General features: G+C 75.3%; 21 protein-coding genes. 13 read left to right on the forward strand and 8 right to left on the reverse strand.

The window, feature by feature from the left end; translation table 11 throughout:
• Nucleotides 1-123 precede the first annotated feature (123 nt).
• Together ACFPL3_RS23530 and ACFPL3_RS23535 are read right to left on the reverse strand one after the other, a co-directional pair.
• Nucleotides 124-1,062, reverse strand: a complete 939-nt coding sequence (locus ACFPL3_RS23530) for an o-succinylbenzoate synthase (protein ID WP_343945619.1) — start codon at nucleotides 1,060-1,062, stop codon at nucleotides 124-126.
• Nucleotides 1,063-1,262: 200 nt separating this feature from the next.
• Entirely contained in the window at nucleotides 1,263-2,708 is a 1,446-nt protein-coding gene (locus tag ACFPL3_RS23535; RefSeq protein WP_343945618.1) for a flavin-containing monooxygenase, read from the reverse strand.
• Nucleotides 2,709-2,776: 68 nt separating this feature from the next.
• Between ACFPL3_RS23535 and ACFPL3_RS23540 the strand changes: the two genes are divergently transcribed.
• From ACFPL3_RS23540 to ACFPL3_RS23555, 4 genes are all read left to right on the forward strand, one after another.
• On the forward strand, nucleotides 2,777-3,409 hold the full coding sequence (locus ACFPL3_RS23540) for a TetR/AcrR family transcriptional regulator (protein ID WP_343945617.1): 633 nt from the start codon (nucleotides 2,777-2,779) through the stop codon (nucleotides 3,407-3,409).
• 73 nt (nucleotides 3,410-3,482) lie between these two features.
• Nucleotides 3,483-4,226, forward strand: coding sequence for a siderophore-interacting protein (locus ACFPL3_RS23545; protein WP_343945616.1), 744 nt, complete (start codon nucleotides 3,483-3,485; stop codon nucleotides 4,224-4,226).
• 75 nt (nucleotides 4,227-4,301) lie between these two features.
• Nucleotides 4,302-5,522, forward strand: coding sequence for a glycosyltransferase (locus tag ACFPL3_RS23550; RefSeq protein WP_379589647.1), 1,221 nt, complete (start codon nucleotides 4,302-4,304; stop codon nucleotides 5,520-5,522).
• Entirely contained in the window at nucleotides 5,519-7,360 is a 1,842-nt protein-coding gene (locus ACFPL3_RS23555) for an ArnT family glycosyltransferase (RefSeq protein WP_379589648.1), read from the forward strand. Before ACFPL3_RS23550 ends, ACFPL3_RS23555 begins: the two co-directional genes overlap by 4 nt.
• Before the next feature lie 4 nt (nucleotides 7,361-7,364).
• Here the strand turns inward: ACFPL3_RS23555 and ACFPL3_RS23560 are convergent, their stop codons facing one another.
• Nucleotides 7,365-8,021 (reverse strand): DUF2461 family protein, encoded by a 657-nt coding sequence (locus ACFPL3_RS23560; RefSeq protein ID WP_343946784.1) that lies wholly within the window; start codon nucleotides 8,019-8,021, stop codon nucleotides 7,365-7,367.
• Nucleotides 8,022-8,161: 140 nt separating this feature from the next.
• Here ACFPL3_RS23560 and ACFPL3_RS23565 point away from each other — a divergent pair, with 140 nt between their 5' ends.
• Together ACFPL3_RS23565 and ACFPL3_RS23570 are read left to right on the forward strand one after the other, a co-directional pair.
• Complete coding sequence (locus ACFPL3_RS23565; protein WP_379589649.1) at nucleotides 8,162-8,902, forward strand: response regulator transcription factor; 741 nt, start codon at nucleotides 8,162-8,164, stop codon at nucleotides 8,900-8,902.
• Nucleotides 8,903-8,928: 26 nt separating this feature from the next.
• On the forward strand, nucleotides 8,929-10,308 hold the full coding sequence (locus tag ACFPL3_RS23570) for a sensor histidine kinase (protein ID WP_343946783.1): 1,380 nt from the start codon (nucleotides 8,929-8,931) through the stop codon (nucleotides 10,306-10,308).
• A gap of 3 nt (nucleotides 10,309-10,311) precedes the next feature.
• On the opposite strand, the gene ACFPL3_RS23575 is transcribed toward ACFPL3_RS23570, so the two are convergent.
• Together ACFPL3_RS23575 and ACFPL3_RS23580 are read right to left on the reverse strand one after the other, a co-directional pair.
• The gene (locus tag ACFPL3_RS23575) at nucleotides 10,312-10,467 is read right to left on the reverse strand and encodes a hypothetical protein (RefSeq protein ID WP_343946782.1); all 156 of its coding nucleotides are present in this window, start codon (nucleotides 10,465-10,467) and stop codon (nucleotides 10,312-10,314) included.
• Between the two features lie 234 nt (nucleotides 10,468-10,701).
• Complete coding sequence (locus ACFPL3_RS23580) at nucleotides 10,702-11,454, reverse strand: HAD-IIA family hydrolase (protein ID WP_343946785.1); 753 nt, start codon at nucleotides 11,452-11,454, stop codon at nucleotides 10,702-10,704.
• A 108-nt stretch (nucleotides 11,455-11,562) separates the two neighbouring features.
• Here ACFPL3_RS23580 and ACFPL3_RS23585 point away from each other — a divergent pair, with 108 nt between their 5' ends.
• Nucleotides 11,563-12,330 carry a hypothetical protein gene (locus ACFPL3_RS23585; protein ID WP_343946781.1) on the forward strand — a complete coding sequence of 256 codons (768 nt, stop codon included), beginning with the start codon at nucleotides 11,563-11,565 and terminating at the stop codon, nucleotides 12,328-12,330.
• A gap of 121 nt (nucleotides 12,331-12,451) precedes the next feature.
• A complete protein-coding gene (locus tag ACFPL3_RS23590; protein ID WP_343946780.1) occupies nucleotides 12,452-13,339 on the forward strand; it encodes a sigma-70 family RNA polymerase sigma factor in 888 nt (295 codons plus the stop codon).
• Here ACFPL3_RS23590 and ACFPL3_RS23595 read toward each other — a convergent pair whose 3' ends face one another.
• The 3 genes from ACFPL3_RS23595 to ACFPL3_RS23605 are packed head-to-tail and all read right to left on the reverse strand — an operon-like array spanning nucleotide 13,340 to nucleotide 15,913.
• Complete coding sequence (locus ACFPL3_RS23595) at nucleotides 13,340-14,194, reverse strand: Fpg/Nei family DNA glycosylase (protein WP_343946779.1); 855 nt, start codon at nucleotides 14,192-14,194, stop codon at nucleotides 13,340-13,342.
• Nucleotides 14,194-14,694, reverse strand: a complete 501-nt coding sequence (locus ACFPL3_RS23600) for a ribose-5-phosphate isomerase (RefSeq protein ID WP_343946778.1) — start codon at nucleotides 14,692-14,694, stop codon at nucleotides 14,194-14,196. The genes ACFPL3_RS23595 and ACFPL3_RS23600 overlap by 1 nt, the downstream gene beginning before the upstream one ends.
• Before the next feature lie 16 nt (nucleotides 14,695-14,710).
• Nucleotides 14,711-15,913: an AI-2E family transporter gene (locus ACFPL3_RS23605; protein ID WP_343946777.1), complete on the reverse strand. Its 1,203-nt coding sequence runs from the start codon at nucleotides 15,911-15,913 to the stop codon at nucleotides 14,711-14,713.
• A gap of 202 nt (nucleotides 15,914-16,115) precedes the next feature.
• On the opposite strand from ACFPL3_RS23605, the gene ACFPL3_RS23610 reads away from it, so the two are divergent.
• The 5 genes from ACFPL3_RS23610 (at nucleotide 16,116) to ACFPL3_RS23630 (ending at nucleotide 20,858) form a co-directional block, all read left to right on the forward strand.
• A complete protein-coding gene (locus ACFPL3_RS23610) occupies nucleotides 16,116-16,790 on the forward strand; it encodes a hypothetical protein (RefSeq protein WP_379589650.1) in 675 nt (224 codons plus the stop codon).
• On the forward strand, nucleotides 16,787-17,485 hold the full coding sequence (locus ACFPL3_RS23615; protein WP_379589651.1) for a hypothetical protein: 699 nt from the start codon (nucleotides 16,787-16,789) through the stop codon (nucleotides 17,483-17,485). The genes ACFPL3_RS23610 and ACFPL3_RS23615 overlap by 4 nt, the downstream gene beginning before the upstream one ends.
• Nucleotides 17,482-18,663, forward strand: coding sequence for a MinD/ParA family ATP-binding protein (locus ACFPL3_RS23620; protein WP_343945634.1), 1,182 nt, complete (start codon nucleotides 17,482-17,484; stop codon nucleotides 18,661-18,663). The genes ACFPL3_RS23615 and ACFPL3_RS23620 overlap by 4 nt, the downstream gene beginning before the upstream one ends.
• A gap of 62 nt (nucleotides 18,664-18,725) precedes the next feature.
• Nucleotides 18,726-19,493 carry a cupredoxin domain-containing protein gene (locus ACFPL3_RS23625; RefSeq protein ID WP_343945633.1) on the forward strand — a complete coding sequence of 256 codons (768 nt, stop codon included), beginning with the start codon at nucleotides 18,726-18,728 and terminating at the stop codon, nucleotides 19,491-19,493.
• A 21-nt stretch (nucleotides 19,494-19,514) separates the two neighbouring features.
• On the forward strand, nucleotides 19,515-20,858 hold the full coding sequence (locus tag ACFPL3_RS23630) for a ferredoxin reductase family protein (RefSeq protein ID WP_343945632.1): 1,344 nt from the start codon (nucleotides 19,515-19,517) through the stop codon (nucleotides 20,856-20,858).
• Nucleotides 20,859-20,872 lie beyond the last annotated feature (14 nt).

A 20,872-nucleotide genomic window follows, 5' to 3' on the forward strand; every position in this document is an offset into this window, starting at 1 on the left:
CGGACCCCGCCCACGTCAACGACCACCACAAACACGATCAACCACGGCGGCACACGCCACCGCGGTGACCCCCCACGCCCTCACCACACCAAGACTGGACTTGACCTCGTCCTCATAGGCTGCTCAGCCGGCGGCGGTGACCCGCGCCAGGCGGTCGGCCCACCACCGCGCCCGGTCCGGCGGGGCGGCCACCTCGCCGCGGCGCACCGGCTCGGGCGCACGCCGCGACACCGGGAGCCACCCGTCCACGGGCCGGATCGGCTCGGCCACGACGTCCGAGGTCAGCAGGGCCCCGGTGCCGAACCCGCAGGCCATGTCCAGCTGCGGCAGCGCCCCGGCGAGCGCGAGCTCGGCCGCCATGCCGACGCTCGTCTCCAGGGCCGACGACACCACGCACGGCAGGCCGCAGGCCTCTGCGACGGCCAGCGCGCGGCGCACGCCACCCAGCGGCGCGACCTTGAGCACCGCCACGTCCGCGGCCCCGGCCACGGCCACCCGCAGCGGGTCCTCCGCCCGTCGGATCGACTCGTCCGCCGCGATCGGGACGTCAACCCGCCGGCGCACCGCCGCCAGCTCGTCGATCGTCCGGCAGGGCTGCTCCACGTACTGCAGCCCGCCCGCCGCGCGGTCCAGCGCCCCGATCGCGGCCACGGCCTCGTCGACGGACCACACGGCGTTGGCGTCCACCCGCACCGCGCCCGCGGCGCCGAGCGCGTCGCGCACGGCGGCCACCCGCTCCAGGTCGGCGGGCAGGGACCCAGGGGCGTCGGCCACCTTGACCTTGGCCGTGGCGCACCCCGACGCCCGCACGATCTCCTGCGCCCGCTTCGGGCCGACGGCAGGCACGATGCAGTTCACCGGCACCCGGTCGCGCACCGGTTCCGGCCAGCCCACCTCGGCTGCCTCCCGGGCGGCGGCGAGCCACGGCACGGACTCGCGGTCGTCGTAGTCGGCGAACGGGCAGAACTCGCCCCACCCCGCCGGGCCGTGCAGCAGCAGGCCCTCCCGCACCGTGATGCCCCGGAACCGCGTGGTGAGCGGGATGGAGTAGACGTCGAACACCGCCCGACCCTACGTCGAACGCGGCATTCGCCCCGCGAAACGCGAGACTCGCCGCCCCGGGGCCCCGCCCCCGGACGCCCCGGAGGCCCCGGAGGCCCCGGAGGCCCCGGAGGCCCCGGCCCCCGGACGCCCCGGAGGCCCCGGCCCCAGGAGCGCGAGTCTCGCGTTCTGCGGTCTGAAAGCCGCGTTCCGGTGGCCGGTTACACCAGCAGTTCGTGGTCGGCGGGGCGGACCTTGCGGGTGCGGCGGCGGAAGTCGAAGGTGTAGCCAGGCCAGAGCGTCCGGTTGCGCCCGTCGGGGTCGAGGTACCAGCTGGCGCAGCCGCCCGCGGTCCACACCGAGCCGTCGAGGCGACGCTGCAGGCCCGCGTTCCAGGCCTCCTGGCGGTCGCGGCGGGTGTCGAGGGCCGTGACGCCGTGGACGTCGAGCAGGCGCAGGGCGTCGATCACGTAGTTGAGCTGCGACTCGATCATGAAGACCATCGAGCTGTGGCCGAGCCCCGTGTTCGGCCCGGTCAGCACGAACAGGTTGGGGAAGCCCGCGATCGTGGTGCCGAGGTAGCCCTCGACGGTGCCGGTGTCGGCGAGCCGCACGCCGTCGCGGCCGGTGATCGGCACGGACTTGCCCAGCCCGGCCCCCACCGTGAACCCGGTGCCGAAGATGATCGTGTCGACCTCGTGCTCGACCCCGTCGGCGGTGACCACGCCGTCCGGCGTGACCCGCACGATCTTCTCGGTGACCACGTCGACGTTGGGCTGCTTCAGCGCCGGGTAGTAGTCGTTGGACATCAGGATCCGCTTGCAGCCGATCGTGAAGTCCGGGGTGAGCTTGGCCTCGAGGTCGGGCCTGCCCGCGAACACCCGGTGCAGGTAGATGCGGGCGATGCGCTCGATCACGGCCATCCGGCGCGGCTTGAGGAACCCGCTCACGAGCATCTCGTTGCGCGCGTAGATCAGCGCCCGCTGCAGCTTCTGCACGGCGGGGACGGCCCGGTAGAGCCTGCGCGCCAGGGCCGACACCGGCCGGTCGGGCTTGGGCAGGACCCACGGGGCCGTGCGCTGGAAGACCGTGAGCGACGCGACCCGCGGCTGGATGGCGGGCACGAACTGGATCGCGCTCGCGCCGGTGCCGATCACGGCGACGCGGCGGCCGGTGAGGTCGTGGTCGTGGCGCCACCGCGCGGAGTGGAACGCGGTGCCGCGGAACTCGTCGAGACCGGGGAGGTCGGGCACCGTGGGCTCGTGCAGGGCACCCGTTCCCCAGACGACGGCGCGCGCGTGCACCTGCGAGCCGTCGGCGAGCTGCAGCTCCCAGCGCTTCCCCACCCAGCGGGCCGCGGTGACCTCGGCGCCGAAGCGGATCCGGTCGCGCAGCGCGTAGCGGTCGGCCACGCGCTCCAGGTAGGCGCGGATCTCGGGCTGGCGGGCGAACGTGCGCGTCCACTCGGGGTTGGGCGCGAACGAGAACGAGTACAGGTGCGACTGCACGTCGCAGGCGCAGCCGGGGTAGGTGTTGTCGCGCCAGGTGCCGCCGAGCGTGTCACCCTTCTCCAGCACGACGAAGTCCTCGCGGCCCGCCTGCCGCAGCCGCACCGCGGCACCGAGCCCGGCGAAGCCGCTGCCGACGATCGCGACGTCCACGTGCATCGGTCCTCCTCGCTGGGGTTACCGCCGGTAAGTTACCACGAGTAAGTTACCTTCGGTAGGGTCGTCGCGTGGACACCCGCGCTCCCCGCCGCCGCGTCGGCCGAGCCGAACGCGAGCGCCAGATCCTCGACGCGGCGCTCGCCGTGTTCGGCGAACGCGGCTACCAGGGCGCGTCGATGGACCAGGTGGCCGAGCGTGTGGGCGTCACCAAGCCGGTGCTCTACACGCACTTCGGGTCCAAGCACGGCCTGCTGCTGGCCTGCATCGCGCGGGCGCGCGCCGAACTGCTGGAGGTGACGTCGGCGGCGGCCGCGGCGGCGTCCACCCCGGAGGAGATGCTGCGGCGCGGCACGCTCGCGTTCTTCGAGTACCTGGAGAGCCGGGCCCCGGAGTGGACGGTGCTGTACTCGGAGTCGGCGGTGGCCGGCGAGTCGCTCGAGGAGATCCGGGCGCAGCAGACGGACTTCATCGCGGGCCTGCTCGCCACCCAGGCCCCCGGGGCCGACGCGCAGCGCCTCACCGGCTGGGCCAACGTGATCGTCGGGGCGTGCGAGCGCCTGGCGCTGTGGCGCACCCGCGCGGGCGTGTCGAGCGAGCAGGCCACGGAGTACCTGATGGACCTGGTCTGGAGCGGCCTCGCCGGCGCGGCGGGCGGCCCCTCGAGCCCGCCGGAGCGAACCGGGGACAATCCACCCTCGTGAGGCACGTGCCCGAGCGAGCGGGCGCCCCGAAGGCCCGCGAGCCCGCCGGAGCGAAGCGGAGGCAGAGGACACAGTGAGTACGACGGCACCCCGGCTGCTGCAGGTGCGGCGCAGCGAGCGCATCACGGCCCGGATGATCCGGGTGACGCTCGCGGGCGAGGAGCTGGCCGGGTTCGCCGGCGAGGGCCCGGACCGGCGGATCAAGATGTTCTTCCCCGTGGCGGGCCAGGAGCGGCCCGCCGTGCCGCGGGCGACGTCCGGTGGCCCGCTGTGGCCCGCGGGCGAGCCGCGCCCCGCCATCCGCACGTACACGGTGCGCCGGTTCGACGCCGGGGCCGGAGAGCTCGACGTGGACTTCGTGCTGCACGAGGGCCACGGCCCGGCCGCGGCCTGGGCCCGCGACGCCCGGCCCGGCGCGTGGGTGGGCGTCTCCGAGCCCGGCGGCCGGTACGAGCCCGACCCCGCCGTCGACTTCCACGTCGTGATCGGCGACGAGACCGCGCTCCCCGCCGTCGCCACCGTGCTCGAGGCCCTGCCCGCGGGGGTGCCTGCGCTCGCGTTCCTCGAGGTCGCCGACGCGGGCGAGGAGCAGGAGCTGCCCGGTTCAGCGCAGATCCGGTGGGTGCACCGCGGTGGTGCCGAGCCGGGCGAGCCGCTCGCCGCGGCGGTGCGGGCCGCCGAGTTCCCGCAGGGCAGCGGGCAGGCGTGGCTGTCGGGCGAGTCGGCCTGCGTGCGCGACCTGCGCAAGCACCTGCTCGACGAACGCGGGCTCGACCGGCGCCGCGTCTACGCCACGGGGTACTGGCGCGCCCGCTAGCTCCTGAGCCGGGCCCACAGCCCACTCACACGCTCGGCACAACGCCCCGACAGCGGCCGGTCCAACGCTGGCTCCATGAGCGTCGACGCCGCACCCCGGCATCCCCCGCACCGGCGGTCCGAGCACCCCGTGCTCGACATCGTCGTGCCGGTCCACGACGAGGAGGTGGACCTGGAGCCGTCGGTGCGCCGGCTGCACGCGCACCTGCGCCGGGAGTTCCCCTACCCGTTCCGGATCACGATCGCGGACAACGCGAGCGTCGACCGGACCCCGCACATCGCGATGCGGCTGGCCGCGGAGCTGCCCGAGGTCACCGCGCTCCGGCTGGCGGAGAAGGGGCGCGGCCGGGCGCTGCGGGAGGCGTGGTCGGCGTCGGGTGCGCGGGTGCTCGCCTACTGCGACGTGGACCTGTCCACCGACCTCGCGGCCCTGCTCCCGCTCGTGGCGGCGGTCCTGTCCGGCCACTCCGACCTCGCGATCGGCACCCGGCTGGCGCGGGGCTCGCGGGTCGTGCGCGGGGCGAGGCGCGAGTTCATCTCCCGCGCCTACAACCTGCTGCTGCGCGGCACCCTCGGTGCCGGCTTCTCCGACGCGCAGTGCGGGTTCAAGGCGATCCGGGCCGACGTCGCCCACCGGCTGCTGCCGCTGGTGGAGGACGCGGGCTGGTTCTTCGACACCGAGCTGCTCGTGCTCGCCGAGCGCAGCGGGCTGCGCATACACGAGGTACCCGTCGACTGGGTCGACGACCCGGACAGCCGCGTCGAGATCCTCGCCACCGCGATCGCCGACCTGCGGGGCATCGCCCGGCTCGGGCGCGCGCTCGCCACCGGCAGGCTGCCGCTCGCGCAGCTGCGCGGGCAGCTCGGGCGCGACGCCGGCCCCGTGCCCGGCGTGCCCCGCGGCCTCCCGGGCCAGCTCCTGCGGTTCGCGGCGATCGGCGTGGCGAGCACCCTCGCGTACGCCCTGCTCTTCCTGCTGCTGCGCGACCCGGCGGGGGCCTACGCGGCCAACCTGCTCGCGCTCGTCCTCACCGCCGTGGCCAACACCGCCGCCAACCGGCGGCTCACCTTCGGCGTGCGTGGCTCGGCGGGTGCGGTCGGCCACCAGCTGCAGGGCCTGATCGTCTTCGCGCTCGGGCTCGCGCTCACCAGCGGCGCGCTCGCCGCCCTGCACGCGTGGGCGCCCGCCGCGAGCCACGCCGTCGAGTTGCTGGTGCTCGTGGTGGCGAACGCGCTGTCGACGCTCCTGCGGTTCGTCGCGTACCGCGCGTGGATCTTCCGGGGCAGGGCCGCATGAGGAACCGCCTCGGCCTGGCGACTCTGCTCGCAGGCACCGCCCTGCTCTACCTCTGGGACCTCGGCGCCGAGGACTGGGCCAACACCTACTACAGCGGCGCGGTCCGGGCGATGTCCCAGAACTGGACGGCGTTCTTCTTCGGCTCCACCGACGCGGGCGGCACCGTCACCGTGGACAAGCCGCCCGCGGCGCTGTGGGTGATGGCATTGTCGGCGCGGATCTTCGGGCTCTCCTCGTGGAGCGTGCTCGTGCCGCAGGCGCTGATGGGCGTGGCGGCGGTGGCGCTGCTGCACGCCTCCGTGCGCAGGGTGGCCGGCCCGGGCGCCGCGCTGCTCGCGGGCGCGGCGTTCGCCCTGACGCCGGTCGCCGTGCTGATGTTCCGCTACAACAACCCGGACGCGCTGCTCGTGCTGCTGCTCGTGGCCGCCGCGTACGCCACGGTCCGGGCGACGGAACGGGCGTCGACGCGCTGGCTCGTGCTCGCGGGGGCGCTCGTCGGCGTCGCGTTCCTGGCCAAGATGCTGCAGGCCTTCGTCGTGCTGCCCGCGCTCGCGCTCGCCTACCTGGTGGCGGCGCCCACCGGGGTGTGGCGGCGGGTCCGCCGGCTGCTCGCCGCAGGCCTCGCCGTGGTGGTGGCCGCGGGCTGGTGGGTGGCGCTCGCCGAGCTGTGGCCGGCGAGCTCCCGCCCCTACATCGGCGGTTCCGAGACCAACAGCGTGCTCGACCTCACCTTCGGCTACAACGGGCTGGGCCGGATCTTCGGCGGGGGCCGTGGCGGGCCCCGCCCGGAGCCGCCGCCCGGTGAGGTGCCCCCGGGGGCCGTGGTGGTGGGGCCCGGCGACGGGTTCGGCGGGGCCGCCGGGTGGTCGCGCCCGTTCGGCGAGCAGGTGGGCGGCCAGGTCTCGTGGCTCCTGCCCGCCGCACTCGTGCTGCTCGTGGCCTGCCTGGTGCTGACGCGGCGCGCCGCCCGCACCGACCGCCTGCGGGCCTCGCTCCTGCTCTGGGGCGGCTGGACGGTGGTGACGGCGGCCGTGTTCAGCTTCGCCCAGGGGATCTTCCACCCCTACTACACGGTGGCGCTCGCCCCGGGCGTCGCGGCGCTGGTCGGCATCGGCGCGACGATGTTGTGGCGGCTCCGCGCGGCCTGGCCGGTGCGGCTCACGCTCGTCGTGACCGTCGCGGGCACGGCGGCGTGGGCGGCGGTGCTGCTGTCGCGCACTCCCGAGTTCGTGCCGTGGCTGCGCTGGGTGGTGGTGGCCGCGGGCGCCGTGGCCGCGCTCGCGCTCGTGGCCGAGGTGTGGACGCGCCGGGCCGCCGTGGTGGCCGCGCTGGCCGTGGTCGTGGCGGCGGCCGCCGGACCGGCGGCCTACGCGGCCGACACGATCACGAGCACCCACCGCGGCGGCAACCCCACGGCGGGACCGGCCACCGGGGCGGAACCGGGTGGCGTGCACATCGGACCGGGCCGCGGCCCGGGTGCCGGACCCGACGGCCCGGGTGGCGGCCCGGGACCCGCGTCGGACCCGGAGCTCGTCGGGCTGCTGCGCGGCGCGGGCACGACGTGGTCGGCCGCCACCACGAGCGCGTCGGCGGGCGCGGGGCTCGCCCTCGCGAGCGGCACCGACGTGATGGGCATCGGCGGCTTCAACGGCGGGGACCCCGCGCCCACCCCGGAGCGGTTCCGCGAGCTCGTGGCGGCGGGCGAGGTGCGCTATTTCGTGGACGGGGGCAGCGGCCCGCGCGGCGACTCCGAGATCGCCACCTGGGTGCGGGAGCACTTCACCCCGACGACGGTGGGCGGCCGGACCGTGTACGACCTGTCCCGTCCGGCCGCCTGACCCGTCACGGTGCCGGGCGCGGCCGCGGTGGCACCGGGTCGGCCGGGCCGACGTGGCGGTCGAGCCAGGCCACCACCGGCGCTGCCGCCCGCCAGGCCGCGCGGACGTGCCCCAGCGGCTCCGGGGTGGACAGCCACGGCCCCGCCGGTCTCGACGTGACGACCTGGAGCCCGAGCAGCCGCAGGAGCTCGATCCGCTCGTGGCCTCCCGTGAAGCCGCGGGGCACGCCGCGCAGGCTGCGGGAGCCGTCGACGACGTGCCCCGCGAGCAGCGCCGGGAGCTCCTCTCCCGTCTCCTCGAGCACGGCCACGCGGTAGCGGCGCAGCTGGCCGGTGTCGAACGCCCAGTGCCCCGCCGCGGTGGTCAGCGCCGTGGCCGACAGCACCACGGTGAGGGCGGCGCCGCCCGGGCTGCGGGCCACCCCGCCGGTGTCGGTGCGGTAGGGCGGTGCGGTGGGGAGGAAGCGCCGGTTGCGGTGCGGGCGCAGCACCCGCAGCGGCCCGAACTCGGGCTCCAGCACGGCGGCGAGCGCCCGCATGGGCCCGTGCACGGCCTCGGCGTGCCGGTGGGCGTTGGCCGTCCAGAACTCCCGGGTGTTGTCGGCCTCGATCTCGGCGAGGAACGCGGTGGCGTCGGCGGGCCATCCGGTGAACGCGGTCATGCCGTCCTCCTGCGGGTCGGTGAGGGGGTGATGACCGGCATGGACGACGGCGGGGCCGCCGCGGTTCCCTCGGATCGTGCACAGGATTCGCACAGGTTCCGCCCATCGGGACCACAGTCGCGCGCGCGAGCCTGGCTAGCATGGCCACGATGCGGGGCACCGGACCGGAGCTGCGGCGGACCGACGGCGGGCCGATCCGGGTGCTGGTGGTGGACGACGAGGCGTCGCTGGCGGAGCTGCTGTCGATGGCCCTGCGCTACGAGGGCTGGGACGTGCGCACCGCGGCGGACGGGCTCACCGCCGTGCGCATCGCCCGCGAGCACCGCCCCGATGCCGTGGTGCTCGACGTGATGCTCCCCGACCTCGACGGGCTCGAGGTGCTGCGCCGGATGCGCGCCGACGCACCGGAGGTGCCGGTGCTGTTCCTCACCGCCCGCGACGCCGTGGAGGACCGCGTCGCCGGGCTCACCGCGGGCGGCGACGACTACGTGACGAAGCCGTTCAGCCTCGAGGAGCTCGTGGCGCGACTGCGCGGGCTGCTGCGCCGCTCCCGCATGACCGCGGCCCGGCAGGGGTCGGAGCTCGTGGTGGGCGACCTCGTGCTCGACGAGGACAGCCACGAGGTGCGTCGCGGCGACGACCTCGTGGAGCTCACCGCCACCGAGTTCGAGCTGCTGCGCTACTTCATGCGCAACCCGAAGCGCGTGCTGTCGAAGGCCCAGATCCTCGACCGCGTCTGGAACTACGACTTCGGCGGCCAGTCCAACGTGGTCGAGCTCTACGTGTCCTACCTGCGCAAGAAGATCGACGCCGGCCGTGAACCGATGATCCACACGGTGCGCGGGGCGGGGTACGTCCTCAAGCCGGCGGCCGGCGGGTGAGAGCCGGGTCGCTGCGGACCCGGCTGGTGGCCAGCACCCTGCTGCTGCTGGCCATCGCCTCGACCGTCATCGCCGTGGTCACGACGGTGTCCCTGCGGGAGATCCTGCTCCGCCGCCTCGACGGCGACGTGCGGGCGGCCGACCGGGTGCTCATCCGCGCCGAGCGGGGCTCCCCGCCTTCGCTCGAGGTGCGCGACCGCGGCCCCCGCCCACCCGACACCCTCACCGCGGTGATCCGCGACGGCACGGTGATCGCCGCGGCGGTGTTCCCGATCGGGGAGGACCCGCGGCCGGTCCCCGAGCCGGTGCACGGCGTCCTCGCCGGCGTGCCGGTGGGCGAGCGACCCCGCAGCGTCGACCTCGGCCCGCTCGGCGACTACCGGGTCGTGGCCACCCCGATGCCGATGGGTGACGTCATCGTGAGCGGGCTGCCGGAGGCGCCCGTGCAGGCCACCGTGACGTGGCTCGTGCTCATCGAGCTGGTCGTCACCGGCATCACGCTCGCCGGGGCGGGCGCCGCGGCCGCGATCGTGGTGCGCCGCGAGCTGCGGCCGCTGGAGAGGGTGGCGGCGACGGCGGCGCGGGTGAGCGCGCTCCCGCTCGACCGCGGGGAGGTCTCGCTGGTCGAACGCGTGCCGGACGTCGACCCCGGCACCGAGGTGGGCCAGGTCGGCAGCGCCCTCAACCGCATGCTCGACAACGTCGGCTCGGCGCTCGAGGCGCGGCACGAGAGCGAGGTGCGGCTGCGCCGGTTCATCGCCGACGCGAGCCACGAGCTGCGCACCCCGCTCGCCGCGATCAGCGGCTACGCCGAGCTCACCCGGCGCGAGGAGCTGTCACCGGACGTGGAGTACTCGCTCGTCCGCATCGCGTCGCAGACGGAACGGATGACGGCGCTCGTCGAGGACCTGCTGCTGCTCGCCCGCCTCGACGCAGGCCGCCCGCTCGAACGCGGCGAGGTGGACCTCACCGCGCTCGTGGTCGACGCCGTGGCCGACGCGCACGCGGCCGGGCCGGACCACCGGTGGCAGCTCGACGTGCCGGAGCAGCCCGTGACGGTGCCCGGCGACGGCTCGCGGCTGGCCCAGGTGCTCGCCAACCTGCTCGCGAACGCCCGCACCCACACCCCGCCGGGCACCACCGTGACGGTCGCGCTCACCGCGGGACCGTCCGGCGCCCGGTTGTCGGTCACCGACGACGGTCCCGGCATCGCCCCGGACCTGCTGCCGCACATCTTCGAGCGCTTCGCCCGCGGGTCGGCCGGCCGCTCCCGGGACAACGGCAGCACGGGGTTGGGCCTGGCCATCGTGCGCGCGGTGGTGGGTGCGCACGGCGGCCGGGTGGAGGTCAGCAGCGAGCCGGGCCGCACGGAGTTCGTGGTGCGGCTGCCCGGCAGCGCTCCCTGAGCCTCAGGCCGCGAGGGCCTCCCAGCGCCAGCTCTCGGCCATCGGTTCGGCGCAGTCGGGACAGGGCACCTCGCAGCCGGACGTCGCCGAGGCGGGGAGCTCGGCCTCGACGCCGCACCCGGTGCACGTCCACCAGCCGGTCGTGATCGTCGTGTCCATGCCGGCGATGCTAAGTCACACGGCTGTCATTTCCCGCGACGCGCGCCGTGGGTAACACCGGCCCGGCGCGCGACGAGTCGATCGGCGGGGGTGGGGTTGACCACGGGCCCCGTGCGGGAGCACTGGGCCCGCGCGCGACCCCGGTGCCGCGCCCGGCCGGTGGTTCCCCTCCCGACCGGCCCCGGATCCGCGCCGACGTGCCCGCGCGGCGCGGCTCCGGCCGAGGGAGACCTCTCACCCGACCTCGTCGACGAGGTCCGCGATCGAGGCCACCACCCGGTTCGGGCGGTAGGGGAACCGGTCGACCTCCTCGGCCTGTGTGATGCCGGTCAGCACCAGCACGGTGCGCATCCCCGCCTCGAGCCCCGCGATGATGTCGGTGTCCATCCGGTCCCCCACCATCACCGTGGCCTCCGAATGGGCCTGCAGCCGGTTCATCGCGGCCCGCATCATCAGCGAGTTCGGCTTGCCGATGAAGTAGGGCTCCACCTCGGTGGCCCGGCTGATCAGCGCCGCCACCGCACCGGTGGCGGGCAGCACGCCGTCGGCCGAGGGCCCCGTCGGGTCCGGGTTCGTGGCCACCCACCGCGCACCGTTCCTGATCAGCCGGATCGCGGTGGTCACCGCCTCGAAGCTGTAGGTGCGCGTCTCCCCGAGCACCACGTAGTCCGGGGCGCGGTCGGTGAGGACGTAACCGATCTCGTGCAGCGCGGTGGTGAGCCCCGCCTCCCCCACGACGTACGCGCTGCCCTGCGGCCGCTGGTCGTCGAGGAAGCTCGCGGTGGCCAGCGCCGAGGTCCAGATCGACTCCACCGGCAGGTCGATCCCGCTCGTGCGCAACCGGAACTGCAGGTCCCGCGGCGTGTAGATCGAATTGTTGGTGAGCACCAGGAACGGCCGCCCGGTCTCGCGCAGGCGGGCGATGAACTCGTCGGCACCAGGGATCATGCGCCCCTCGTGCACGAGTACCCCGTCCATGTCGGTCATCCAGCACTCGATCGGCTTGGCATCGCCCACAACTGGGCAGCCTATGGGAACGCGGCGCATCCCACCTGCGTTGTTCCGGTGACACAACGCCTTCGAGGAGTGGTTCGCGTGACGGGCACGATCCTGACCGTCGTGGTGCTGGCGCTGATCGTGGTGGGCGTCGTCTGGCTGGTGCGCCAACGCAACGCGGCCCAGGCCCGCGAGCTGGAGGACGCCAAGTCGGAAGCCCGGCGCTGGGTCGAGCGGCTGGGCGGCCAGGTGCTCAACCTCGTCGGCACCGACGACGCGTCCAGGCAGGCCATCGCCGACGCCGCCGAGCGCTACAACGCCGCGGGCTCCCAGATGGAGCAGACGCGCAGCGTCGCGCAGGCCCGCCACGTCATCGAGACCGCGCACGAGGGCCTCTACTACGTCCGCGCCGCCCGCACGGCGATGGGCATCGACCCCGGCCCCGAGCTGCCCCCGCTGCCCGGACAGCAGCGCGCGGGCGCGGTGAGCGAGGAGCGCGAGGTCGAGGTGGAGGGCCACGCCTACAGCGCGTCGCCGGTGCCGTCGGGCCGCAACCAGCACTACTACCCGGGCGGCGTGGTGGCCGGCCGGCCCGTCCCGCAGGGCTGGTACTCCGAGCCGTGGTGGAAGCCCGCCCTTGTCGCGGGCGCGTGGGGCGTCGGGTCGGCGCTGCTGTTCAGCGCGATGTTCTCCGGCATGGCGGGCGTCGCCTACGCCGACGGGTTCGCCGACGGTGCCGCGGCCGACGGGGGCTTCGACGGCGGCGACGCGCAGGGCGACGTCGGCGCCGACATGGGCGACCCCGGCGGGTTCGACGCCGGTGGCTTCGACGGCGGCGGTTTCGACGGCGGGTTCGGCGACTTCTGACCCCCGTGAGTGGATACGAGTGCTCCAGCACTCGTATCCACTCACGACCCGGTTGTCGTCACATCCGCGTCCTCCGGTGGGTCAGAACACTGACCCACCGGGCGACGTGAGGATGTGACAGGTGGACCGGCACGAGCACTCCCTGGCCGAGCGGTTCGAGGAACACCGCGGGCACCTGAGGTCGGTGGCCTACCGCATGCTCGGTTCGGCCGCCGAGGCCGACGACGCCGTGCAGGAGGCGTGGCTGCGCGTCAGCCGGGCCGGCACGGCAGGGGTGGACAACCTCGGCGGGTGGCTCACCACGGTGGTGGCCCGCATCTGCCTCAACGTGCTGCGCTCCCGCACCCAGCGTCGTGAGGAGTCGCTCGACGCGCACGTGCCCGACCTGGTTCTCGCCCCCGCGGGTCCGGCCGCCGCACCCGACCCCGAGCAGGAGGCGGTGCTCGCCGACTCGGTGGGCCTCGCCCTGCTCGTGGTGCTGGAGACGCTGAGCCCCGCCGAGCGCCTCGCGTTCGTGCTGCACGACATGTTCGCGATGCCGTTCGACGAGATCGCGCCCGTCCTGGGCCGCAGCGAGACCGCCACCCGGCAGCTGGCCAGCCGCGCCCGGCGCCGGGTGCGCGGCGCCCAGCCGGAACCGGACGCCGACCGCGGCGCACAGCGCGCCGTCGTGGACGCGTTCCTGGCCGCGGCGCGCGGCGGCGACCTCGAGACGCTCGTCTCGCTCCTCGCCCCGGACGTGGTGGTGCGCATCGACGGGGGCGCGCAGGCGCGCACCGTGCTCGAGGGCCGCGAGGCGGTGGCCCGGGGTGCGATGGCGTTCGCCCAGGTCGCCGAGCTCACCCGGCCCGCGCTGGTCAACGGCGCGCTCGGGGCGGCGGCGTTCCGGGCGGGGCGGCTCGTGTCGGTGGCGGCGTTCACGGTCTCCGCGGGGAGGATCACCGCACTCGACATCGTCAACGACCCGGAGCGGATCGCCCGCGTCGATTCCTCCGTGTTGGACGGCTGATCAGGAACGGGCCGGCCGCGCCGCCCGTCGGGCCCGGGTGGTCCGGCGCCCCGACTGGCATTTCGGGCACCAGAACAGGTTGCGCGCGGCGTGCTCGACGTGCGCGATCGGCGTGCCGCAGACCAGGCACGGCAGCCCGGCGCGGCGGTACGCGTAGACCTCGCCGCCGTGCCGGTCCTGACGCGGGGCCCGGCCGGTGCGCTCCGGGTCGTGCTCGGGGGCGACGGTGTCGATCCGCCCCGTGCGCACGCCGTCGCGCATCAGCGCGACCAGGTCGTCCCACATCGCCTCCCAGACCTCCCGCCGCAGCGCGCGACCGGGCATCCGGGGGTCGATCCGGTGGCGGAACAGCAGCTCGGCCCGGTAGACGTTGCCGACGCCCGCGATCACGGACTGGTCCATGAGCAGCGTGGCCAGCGGTGAGCGGGAGCGGGAGATCCGGGCCCACGCGCGGTCCGGGTCGGCGTCGGGGCGCAGCGGGTCCGGGCCGAGGCGGGCGTGCACGGCGGCCACCTCGGCGTCGGTCACCAGCTCGCAGGCCGTGGCGCCGCGCAGGTCGGCGTAGTGCGTGCTGCCGACCATCCGCATCCGCACCTGCCCCACCGGCTCCCCGGCGGGCAGCGGCTCGCCGCTGAACGTGCCGTAGAGCCCGAGGTGGACGTGCACGACGAGGTCGGGGCCGTAGTGGTGGAACAGGTGCTTGCCGTGGGCCTCGGCGCGCTCCAGCACCCGGCCGTCGATCAGCGCGGCGCTCGCCGCGAACCGGCCCTGCGGGCTGGACACCGCCACGGGCCGTCCCGCGAAGCGGCGGCCGTGCAGGTCGGCGAGGCGGTGGAGGGTGTGGCCCTCGGGCATCAGGTGGTGGTGGTCGGCGCGGGGATCTGGTCGGGCGGCAACGCCGGCGGCACCCCCGTGCGCTCGTACTCGCTGAGCAGGTCGATCCGCCGCTGGTGGCGCTCCTCGCCGGAGAACGGCGTGGCGATGAACGCCGCCACGATCTCGGCGGCCTCCTCCAGGGTGTGCATCCGGGCCCCGACGGCCACGACCTGCGCGTCGTTGTGCAGGCGGCCCAGCGTGGCGGTCTCGACGCTCCACGCGAGCGCGCACCGGATGCCGGGCACCTTGTTGGCCGCGATCTGCTCGCCGTTGCCGGAACCGCCGAGCACCACACCGAGGCTGCCCGGGTCGGCGAGGGTGCGCCGCGCCGCCTCGACGCAGAACGGCGGGTAGTCGTCGGAGGCGTCGTAGGCCGCGGGCCCGACGTCGATCGCCTCGTGGCCCAGCTGGGTCAGGTGTGCGACCAGATGCACCTTGAGCTCGAAGCCGGCGTGGTCGGACCCCAGGTAGACGCGCACGGTGCCTCATCCTCCCTCATGCCCGGCCCGCGCTCCCATCCTGGTGGGCCCTCGCCTGGTCGGGCAGGTCCGGCTCGGGCACGTCCGGGTCGGCGAGAGCGGGTGCGGCCTCCACGCCCGGCGTCTCCGAGGGGCCGGCCACCCGGGCGTCGATGCGCTCCCCCAGATAGCGCACCACCACCGCCGCCGCGGCCGTGGCGGGCACCGAGAGGAACGCGCCCGCGATGCCGTAGAGCGTGCTCCCGGCGGTGACGGCGAGCAGCACCACAGCGGCATGCAACCGCAGGCTGCGGCCCTGCAGCATCGGCTGCAGCACGTTGCCCTCCAGCTGCTGCACCAGCACGATGATCAAGAGCACGATCAGCGCGGTGGTGAACCCGTTGCTCACCAGCGCCACGAGCACGGACAACGCGCCGGCCACGAGCGCACCGACGATCGGGATGAACCCGCCGAGGAACGTGAGCACCGCGAGCGGAATGGCGAGCGGCACGCCGAGCACCACCAGCCCGAGCCCGATGAGCACGCCGTCGACGAACGCGACGAACGCCTGCACGCGGATGAAGTCGCCCAGTGTGGTCCAGATCCGGCGCAGCACCTCGGCCACGTGCCCGCCCGCCCCGGTGCCCGCCACGCGCACCAACCACGGGAGGAACCGCGGCCCGTCCTTCACGAAGAGGAAGACGAGCACGAGCGTGAGCAGGGTGGTGATCACGCCCGACGCCACGCTCCCCACGCCGGTCAGCACGCTCGTGGTGATCGCCGAGACGCTCTGCTGCAGCTGCTGCGTGGCCGTCAGCAGCACCGCGTCGAGCTGGCCCTGCGCGAGGTCGAGCGGCGGCCCGGACATCCACTCCTGGATGGCCTGGATGCCGGTGGTGGCGCTGCGCGTGATCTGCGGGATGCTGCCCGACACCGACGTGCTGATCAGCGTGACGACGCCCGCCAGCGCCACGATGCCCGCCAGCATCACCGTGGCCGCGGCCAGCGCGGGCGGGAACCGGTGCCGGCACAGCCAGGCGGTGGGCGGCCACAGCACCGTGGCGAGGATGATCGCCAGCAGGACGGGCATCACGATCGACCACAACGCCCCGATCAGGAGCCAGAGCAACGTGGCGCCTGCGGCGACGAGGATCAGGCGCAGGCTCCATCGCGCGAGCCACGTGATGCCCTCACCGATCGCGCTGCCGCGGCCCCCCTGCGGGACCCCGCTCGAAGTCACGGTCTCTCCTCTCCGGTGTCGATCCCCAGGCTCCCAGACTCCGCCGGTCGGGCGACCCCGATGTCCACGAGCGTCCGGGTGACCACCCGCACCGGCGTTCACACCTGCACACGTTTTCCCGCGTTCGCCCTCGGATCCACCCTTCCGGCTGCCACGGTTCCGCATCGACCGACCGTCACTCCCCCGTTGTGAGGCATGCGGAATGGATGCAGGCAGCTTCGTCATCGCAGTGTTGACGGCGGCAGGCGCCGCCGCAGGTCCGTCGCCCGTCGACGCGCTCCCCGACTCCCCGTCCCGGTTCGTCGCAGGCGGCTTCGACACAGGCCGCGACACAGGCCGGGACACGGGCCGCGACCGGGGCACGTCCTCCTCGGCACTCGCCGAGGAGCTCGCCCAGGAGCTCGCCGACGTCGTGGCCGAGGGCGACGACCCCACGTCGCGCAGGCTCGCCGCCGCGCTCGCCGCGGCCGGCTTCGAGCCGGGAGTCGCGGCAGGCGCCGACCGGCAGCAGAGCACCGCGGCGCGCACCGGAGACGATCGGCTCGAGCGCGACCGGCTCGACCAGGACCGGCTCGAGGACAACAGGTTCGAGGAGGACGACCGCCGCGCCCGGGTCGACGAACTCGCCGAGGAGCAGGTCGACGAGCGCGCCGACGACCGGCTCGGCCAACTCGACCGCGGCGAGCGGGCGCAGCAGCGCACCGGCGCCGACGACCGGGCGTCCGCGGGCGAACGCTCGAGCGACCTCGACGACGTGCTCTCGTCGCTGGGCCGCGCGCGCGGGTCCGAGCGCGAGCGGGCGGGCGCGCGGGCCGGCCGCGTCGGGTCGGGCGTGGCCGCCGCCCTGGACCGCGACGAGGACCGGGCCGCCGGATGACCGGCGACGCCGACGCGCCCCGGACCTGGCGACGTCCCCCGGCCGCCCGGCGGTCCGGGCGGGCCCGCCCACGGCCCGGGCAGCTGCAGGCCCCGCCGCCTCCGCACCTGCGGCCGGCGCCCCCGCCCGCGCCGGGCTCGGCCGAGGCCGCCGACCTGGCCGCCACGGGCCACCCGGTGTCCGACGCACCGCCACCCGCCGCCCTCCCCGCCCGGCGCGCCGACGCGGGGGCGCTGGCCGCCGCGTTCGGCGTCGACTACCTGTCCTGGGACGAGGCCGACCCGGGGCGGCGGGGCCGCGCGCTCGCGCCGTACGTCGTGCCGCCCGTGCTGGAGGAGAGCCTCGCGGCCAGCGGGTGGCCGGGCACCGGGCGGCAACGCGGGGAGCTGGCGCTGCCCGGCGCCGTCATCGCGTTGTCGGAGCGGCGGCTGCTCGTCCACGTGCGCGTGCGGGTCACGCCGTTCCGCAGGCTCACCCGCACCCCCGCGTGCGTCCGCCAGAGCACCGACGTGCTCCCGTTCCCGGCCGCCGCCCCGCCACCCTCCGATCCGGCGTGGGTGGGCCTGGATTCGTACTGGTACGAGCTGCTCGTCCCGGTGCGCGAGATCAGCGACCAGTGGCGGGTGGACATCGGGGCGGTCATCGTCGTGCCGCCGCTGCCGCCGCAGGTCCGCGACGGGGTGGTGCCGCCGTGACCGTGCAGTACCGCGGCCACCGCTCCGGCGGGCCTGCCGAGTATCCCTTCCCCGATGCGCCGCGCCGCCGTCCGGCGAGCTGGGACGACGACCCGCCCACGGAGGAGATCCCGGTGATCCCGCCGGGCCCGGTCGTGCCCGACTGGAGCCGGCTGCCCCCGGCGCAGCCCTACCAGCCCACCACCGGGTTCCTGCCCGCCGACGTCGACGTCGCGAGCCATGCGGTGCTCACCGACGAGGCGCTGGTGCGCCACCAGCGGGCCACCCCCACCGAGGGCTGGCGGCTGGCCCTCTACGCGGCGTCCGGCGGGCGCATCAACCCGGGGCAGAGCGCGCACGAGGCCGCCCGGATCGAGCTGGTGCACCGCATCCGGCGCCCGTTGCCCTCGGCGCACCGGGTGGCCGTCGTCTCGGTGAAGGGGGGCGTCGGCAAGACCACGGTGGCGGCCTGCCTGGGGTTGGTGCTCGCCGAGTTGCGGGGCGACCGGGTGGTGGCGCTCGACGCCAACCCCGACGCGGGCACGCTGGCCGAACGCCTCACCGGCCCCGGCGGGCCCACCGTCCGCGACCTCTACGAGGACATGCCCAACCTCGCCTCGGTCGCGGAGCTCACCCGGTACACGCGCAGCGCGGGCCGGCTGCACGTGCTGGGCAGCGAGCAGGAGCCCGCCATGGGGGAGGCGTTCAGCGCGGAGGAGTACCTCGAGGTCACCTCGCTGCTCGAGCGCTTCTACAACGTGATCATCACGGACTCCGGCACGGGCATGGTGCACTCGGCGATGGAGGCCACGCTCGCCACGGCCGACAGCCTCGTGGTGGTCGGCTCCCCCACGGTCGACGGCGCCAACCGGGCGAGCCGCACCCTGTCCTTCCTGGCCGACGAGGGCTACCGGGTGGCGGCCGAGCAGTCGGTGGTGGTGCTCTGCGGCGACCGGCACAGCCCCGACGTCGACCGCGCCCTCATCCGCTCCCACTTCGCGGCGCGGTGCCGCGCGGTGGTGGACGTCCCGCCCGACCCGCACCTCGCCACCGGCGGCCGGATCGACCCGACGCTGTGGCGGGGCCCCACCCGCGACGCGTGGTACCTGCTCGCGGCGCACGTCGCCGACGGGTTCGGCGCCCCGTCCCCCACACCTCCGGCACCACCGTTCGCGCTGCCGGACCCCGAGCACGGCTGACCCGATCCCGACGAGATGCAGTGACCAACCGACGTACGAGGACGGCGATACCGATGGATCCGATGAAGAGCCGGAGGTGGATCGCTGCGGCCGCGCTCGCCGCCGCCGTGGTGTTCCTCGTCATGATCACCGGCGAGCACGGGCCGGCGGTGCCGAACGCCGCGCCGGCGCCGGTCTCGTCGTCCGGGGCGGTGCTGGCCTCCGACGGCGGCCCCACCGAGGAGAACACCGGTAATGGTGGTGGCGGCGGGGAGGACGCCGACCGGGAGGAGGTCCTCGACGCGCTGCAGGGCCTGATCGAGGCGCTCGGCGTCTCCGCCGACGAGCTCGCCGGCTGCGGCGAGGGGGCGGGCTCCGGTCGTGGTGAGAGCAGCGGGAAGGGCAGCTCCGGCTGCGGGGCATTGGAGCCCGCGGCGGGCGGGCGTTCCGGCGAGGCCACGATCCGGATCGCCGGCTTCTCGTTCGGGCAGCCGACCACGGTCGCGCCGGGTGCCCGGGTGGAGGTCGTCAACACCGATGCGGCGGCGCACAACGTCACGGCCTCCGACGGGAGCTTCGAGACCCCGGACCTGAACCAGGACGAGAAGGCCACCTTCACCGCGCCCACCAAGCCGGGTCGCTACCAGTTCACCTGCACGATCCACCCCGAGATGACCGGCACGCTGATCGTCGAGGGCACTGCGGGCGAGCGGGACCGGTCGCGTTCCTCCGAGTCCGGCACCGGGTCCGGCCGCGCGGGCGGCGGGCAGGACGGATCGGAGGGGTCCCGGCAGCCCGAGACCACCGCGCCCGACAAGCACGGCACGAGCGGCTCGACCGATGGCTACTGACCGGCGGCGGGGTGGGGTGCGATGACCAGCTCCCTCGAGGCGCAGGCCGGGCCCGGTTCGGTGGCGGCCGCGCGCGGGTCGGCGCGGGTGGTGCGCCGCTGGCTCGCAGGGTTCGGCGTGGTGCTGCTGGCGCCGCTCGCGATCCGCGTGGTGGTGCTGGGCTCGGCGCCGCTGTGGGCGGTGCTCGTCGACCTCACCGGCCTCGTGGCCGTCTCGGCGATGATCTGCACGTTCCTGGTGGTCTGCCGGTTGCGGGTGTTGTCGCGCGCCGCCGGGATCACGGCGCTGTTGTCGTCACACCGGAGCATGGGGATGCTGGCGGCGGGAAGCGTGCTGCTGCACATCGGCGCCGTGATCGCCGCCGACCCGGCCAACCTCGCCCTGCTCACCTGGATCGCCGCACCACCGCGGGCGCGCGCCGCCACCGCGGGCACCCTCGCGCTCGGGGCGGTGATCGCCCTCGGGGTGCTGCGGGGGCGGGTGCGCCAGGACTACGAGCTGTGGCGCTGGGCGCACCTGGCACTGGGCGGGGCGGCGATCGCCCTGTCGGGGCTGCACGTGGTGCTGGTGGGGCAGCTGGTGGCCCACCCCGTGATGCGGTGGGTGCTGGTGGCGCTGGGCGCGGTGCTCTGCGCGGGGCTCGTGCACCGCATGTCGGCGGCGCGCCGGTCCAGCGAGCACGTCGTGCGGGAGGTCCGCCACGACTCCCCGAGCGTGTGCACCCTCGTGCTGCACCCGCGCGGCGCCCCGCTGCGGTTCGCGCCGGGGCAGTTCGCCTGGCTGCGCCTGTCGCGCAGCGGCGGGGAGGAGCACCCGTTCACCATCGCCTCGTCGGCGGCGGGCGGCGGGTGCGCGTTCACCGTGCGGTCCACCGGCGACTTCGGCACCCTGCTGCGCAGCCTCCCGCCCGGCACCCCGGTGTGGGTCGACGGGCCCTACGGGGCGTGCAGCGTCGACCTGCTCCCCCAGCCGGCACCCGGCGTCGCCATGATCGCCGCGGGGGTGGGCATCACCCCGATGCTGAGCATGGTGCGCACGCTCGCCGACCGCCACGACCCGCGCCCGTTGCTGCTGGTCCGGGCGGCCCGGGAGCCGCAGGAGCTGCTGTTCCGCCACGAGCTCGCCCACCTGGCGCACCGGCTCGACCTCACGGTCGTCGAGGCCGTGCGCGACGCCCCGCCGGGCTGGCGCGGCGCTGTGGGCGACATCGGCCCGCCGCTGCTGCGCGCAGTCCTGCCGCCCGCGGCCGGCCGCTCGTCCCTCGACTACTTCATCTGCGGACCGCCGGGCTTCGTCACCGGGGTCACCGACAGCCTGCGGGAGCTCGGCGTGCCCGAGCACCGCATCCACATCGAGCAGTTCTAGAGACCGAGCAGTTC

It is taken from the genome of Pseudonocardia zijingensis (assembly GCF_042657305.1).
GTDB classification, from domain to species: domain Bacteria; phylum Actinomycetota; class Actinomycetes; order Mycobacteriales; family Pseudonocardiaceae; genus Pseudonocardia; species Pseudonocardia zijingensis.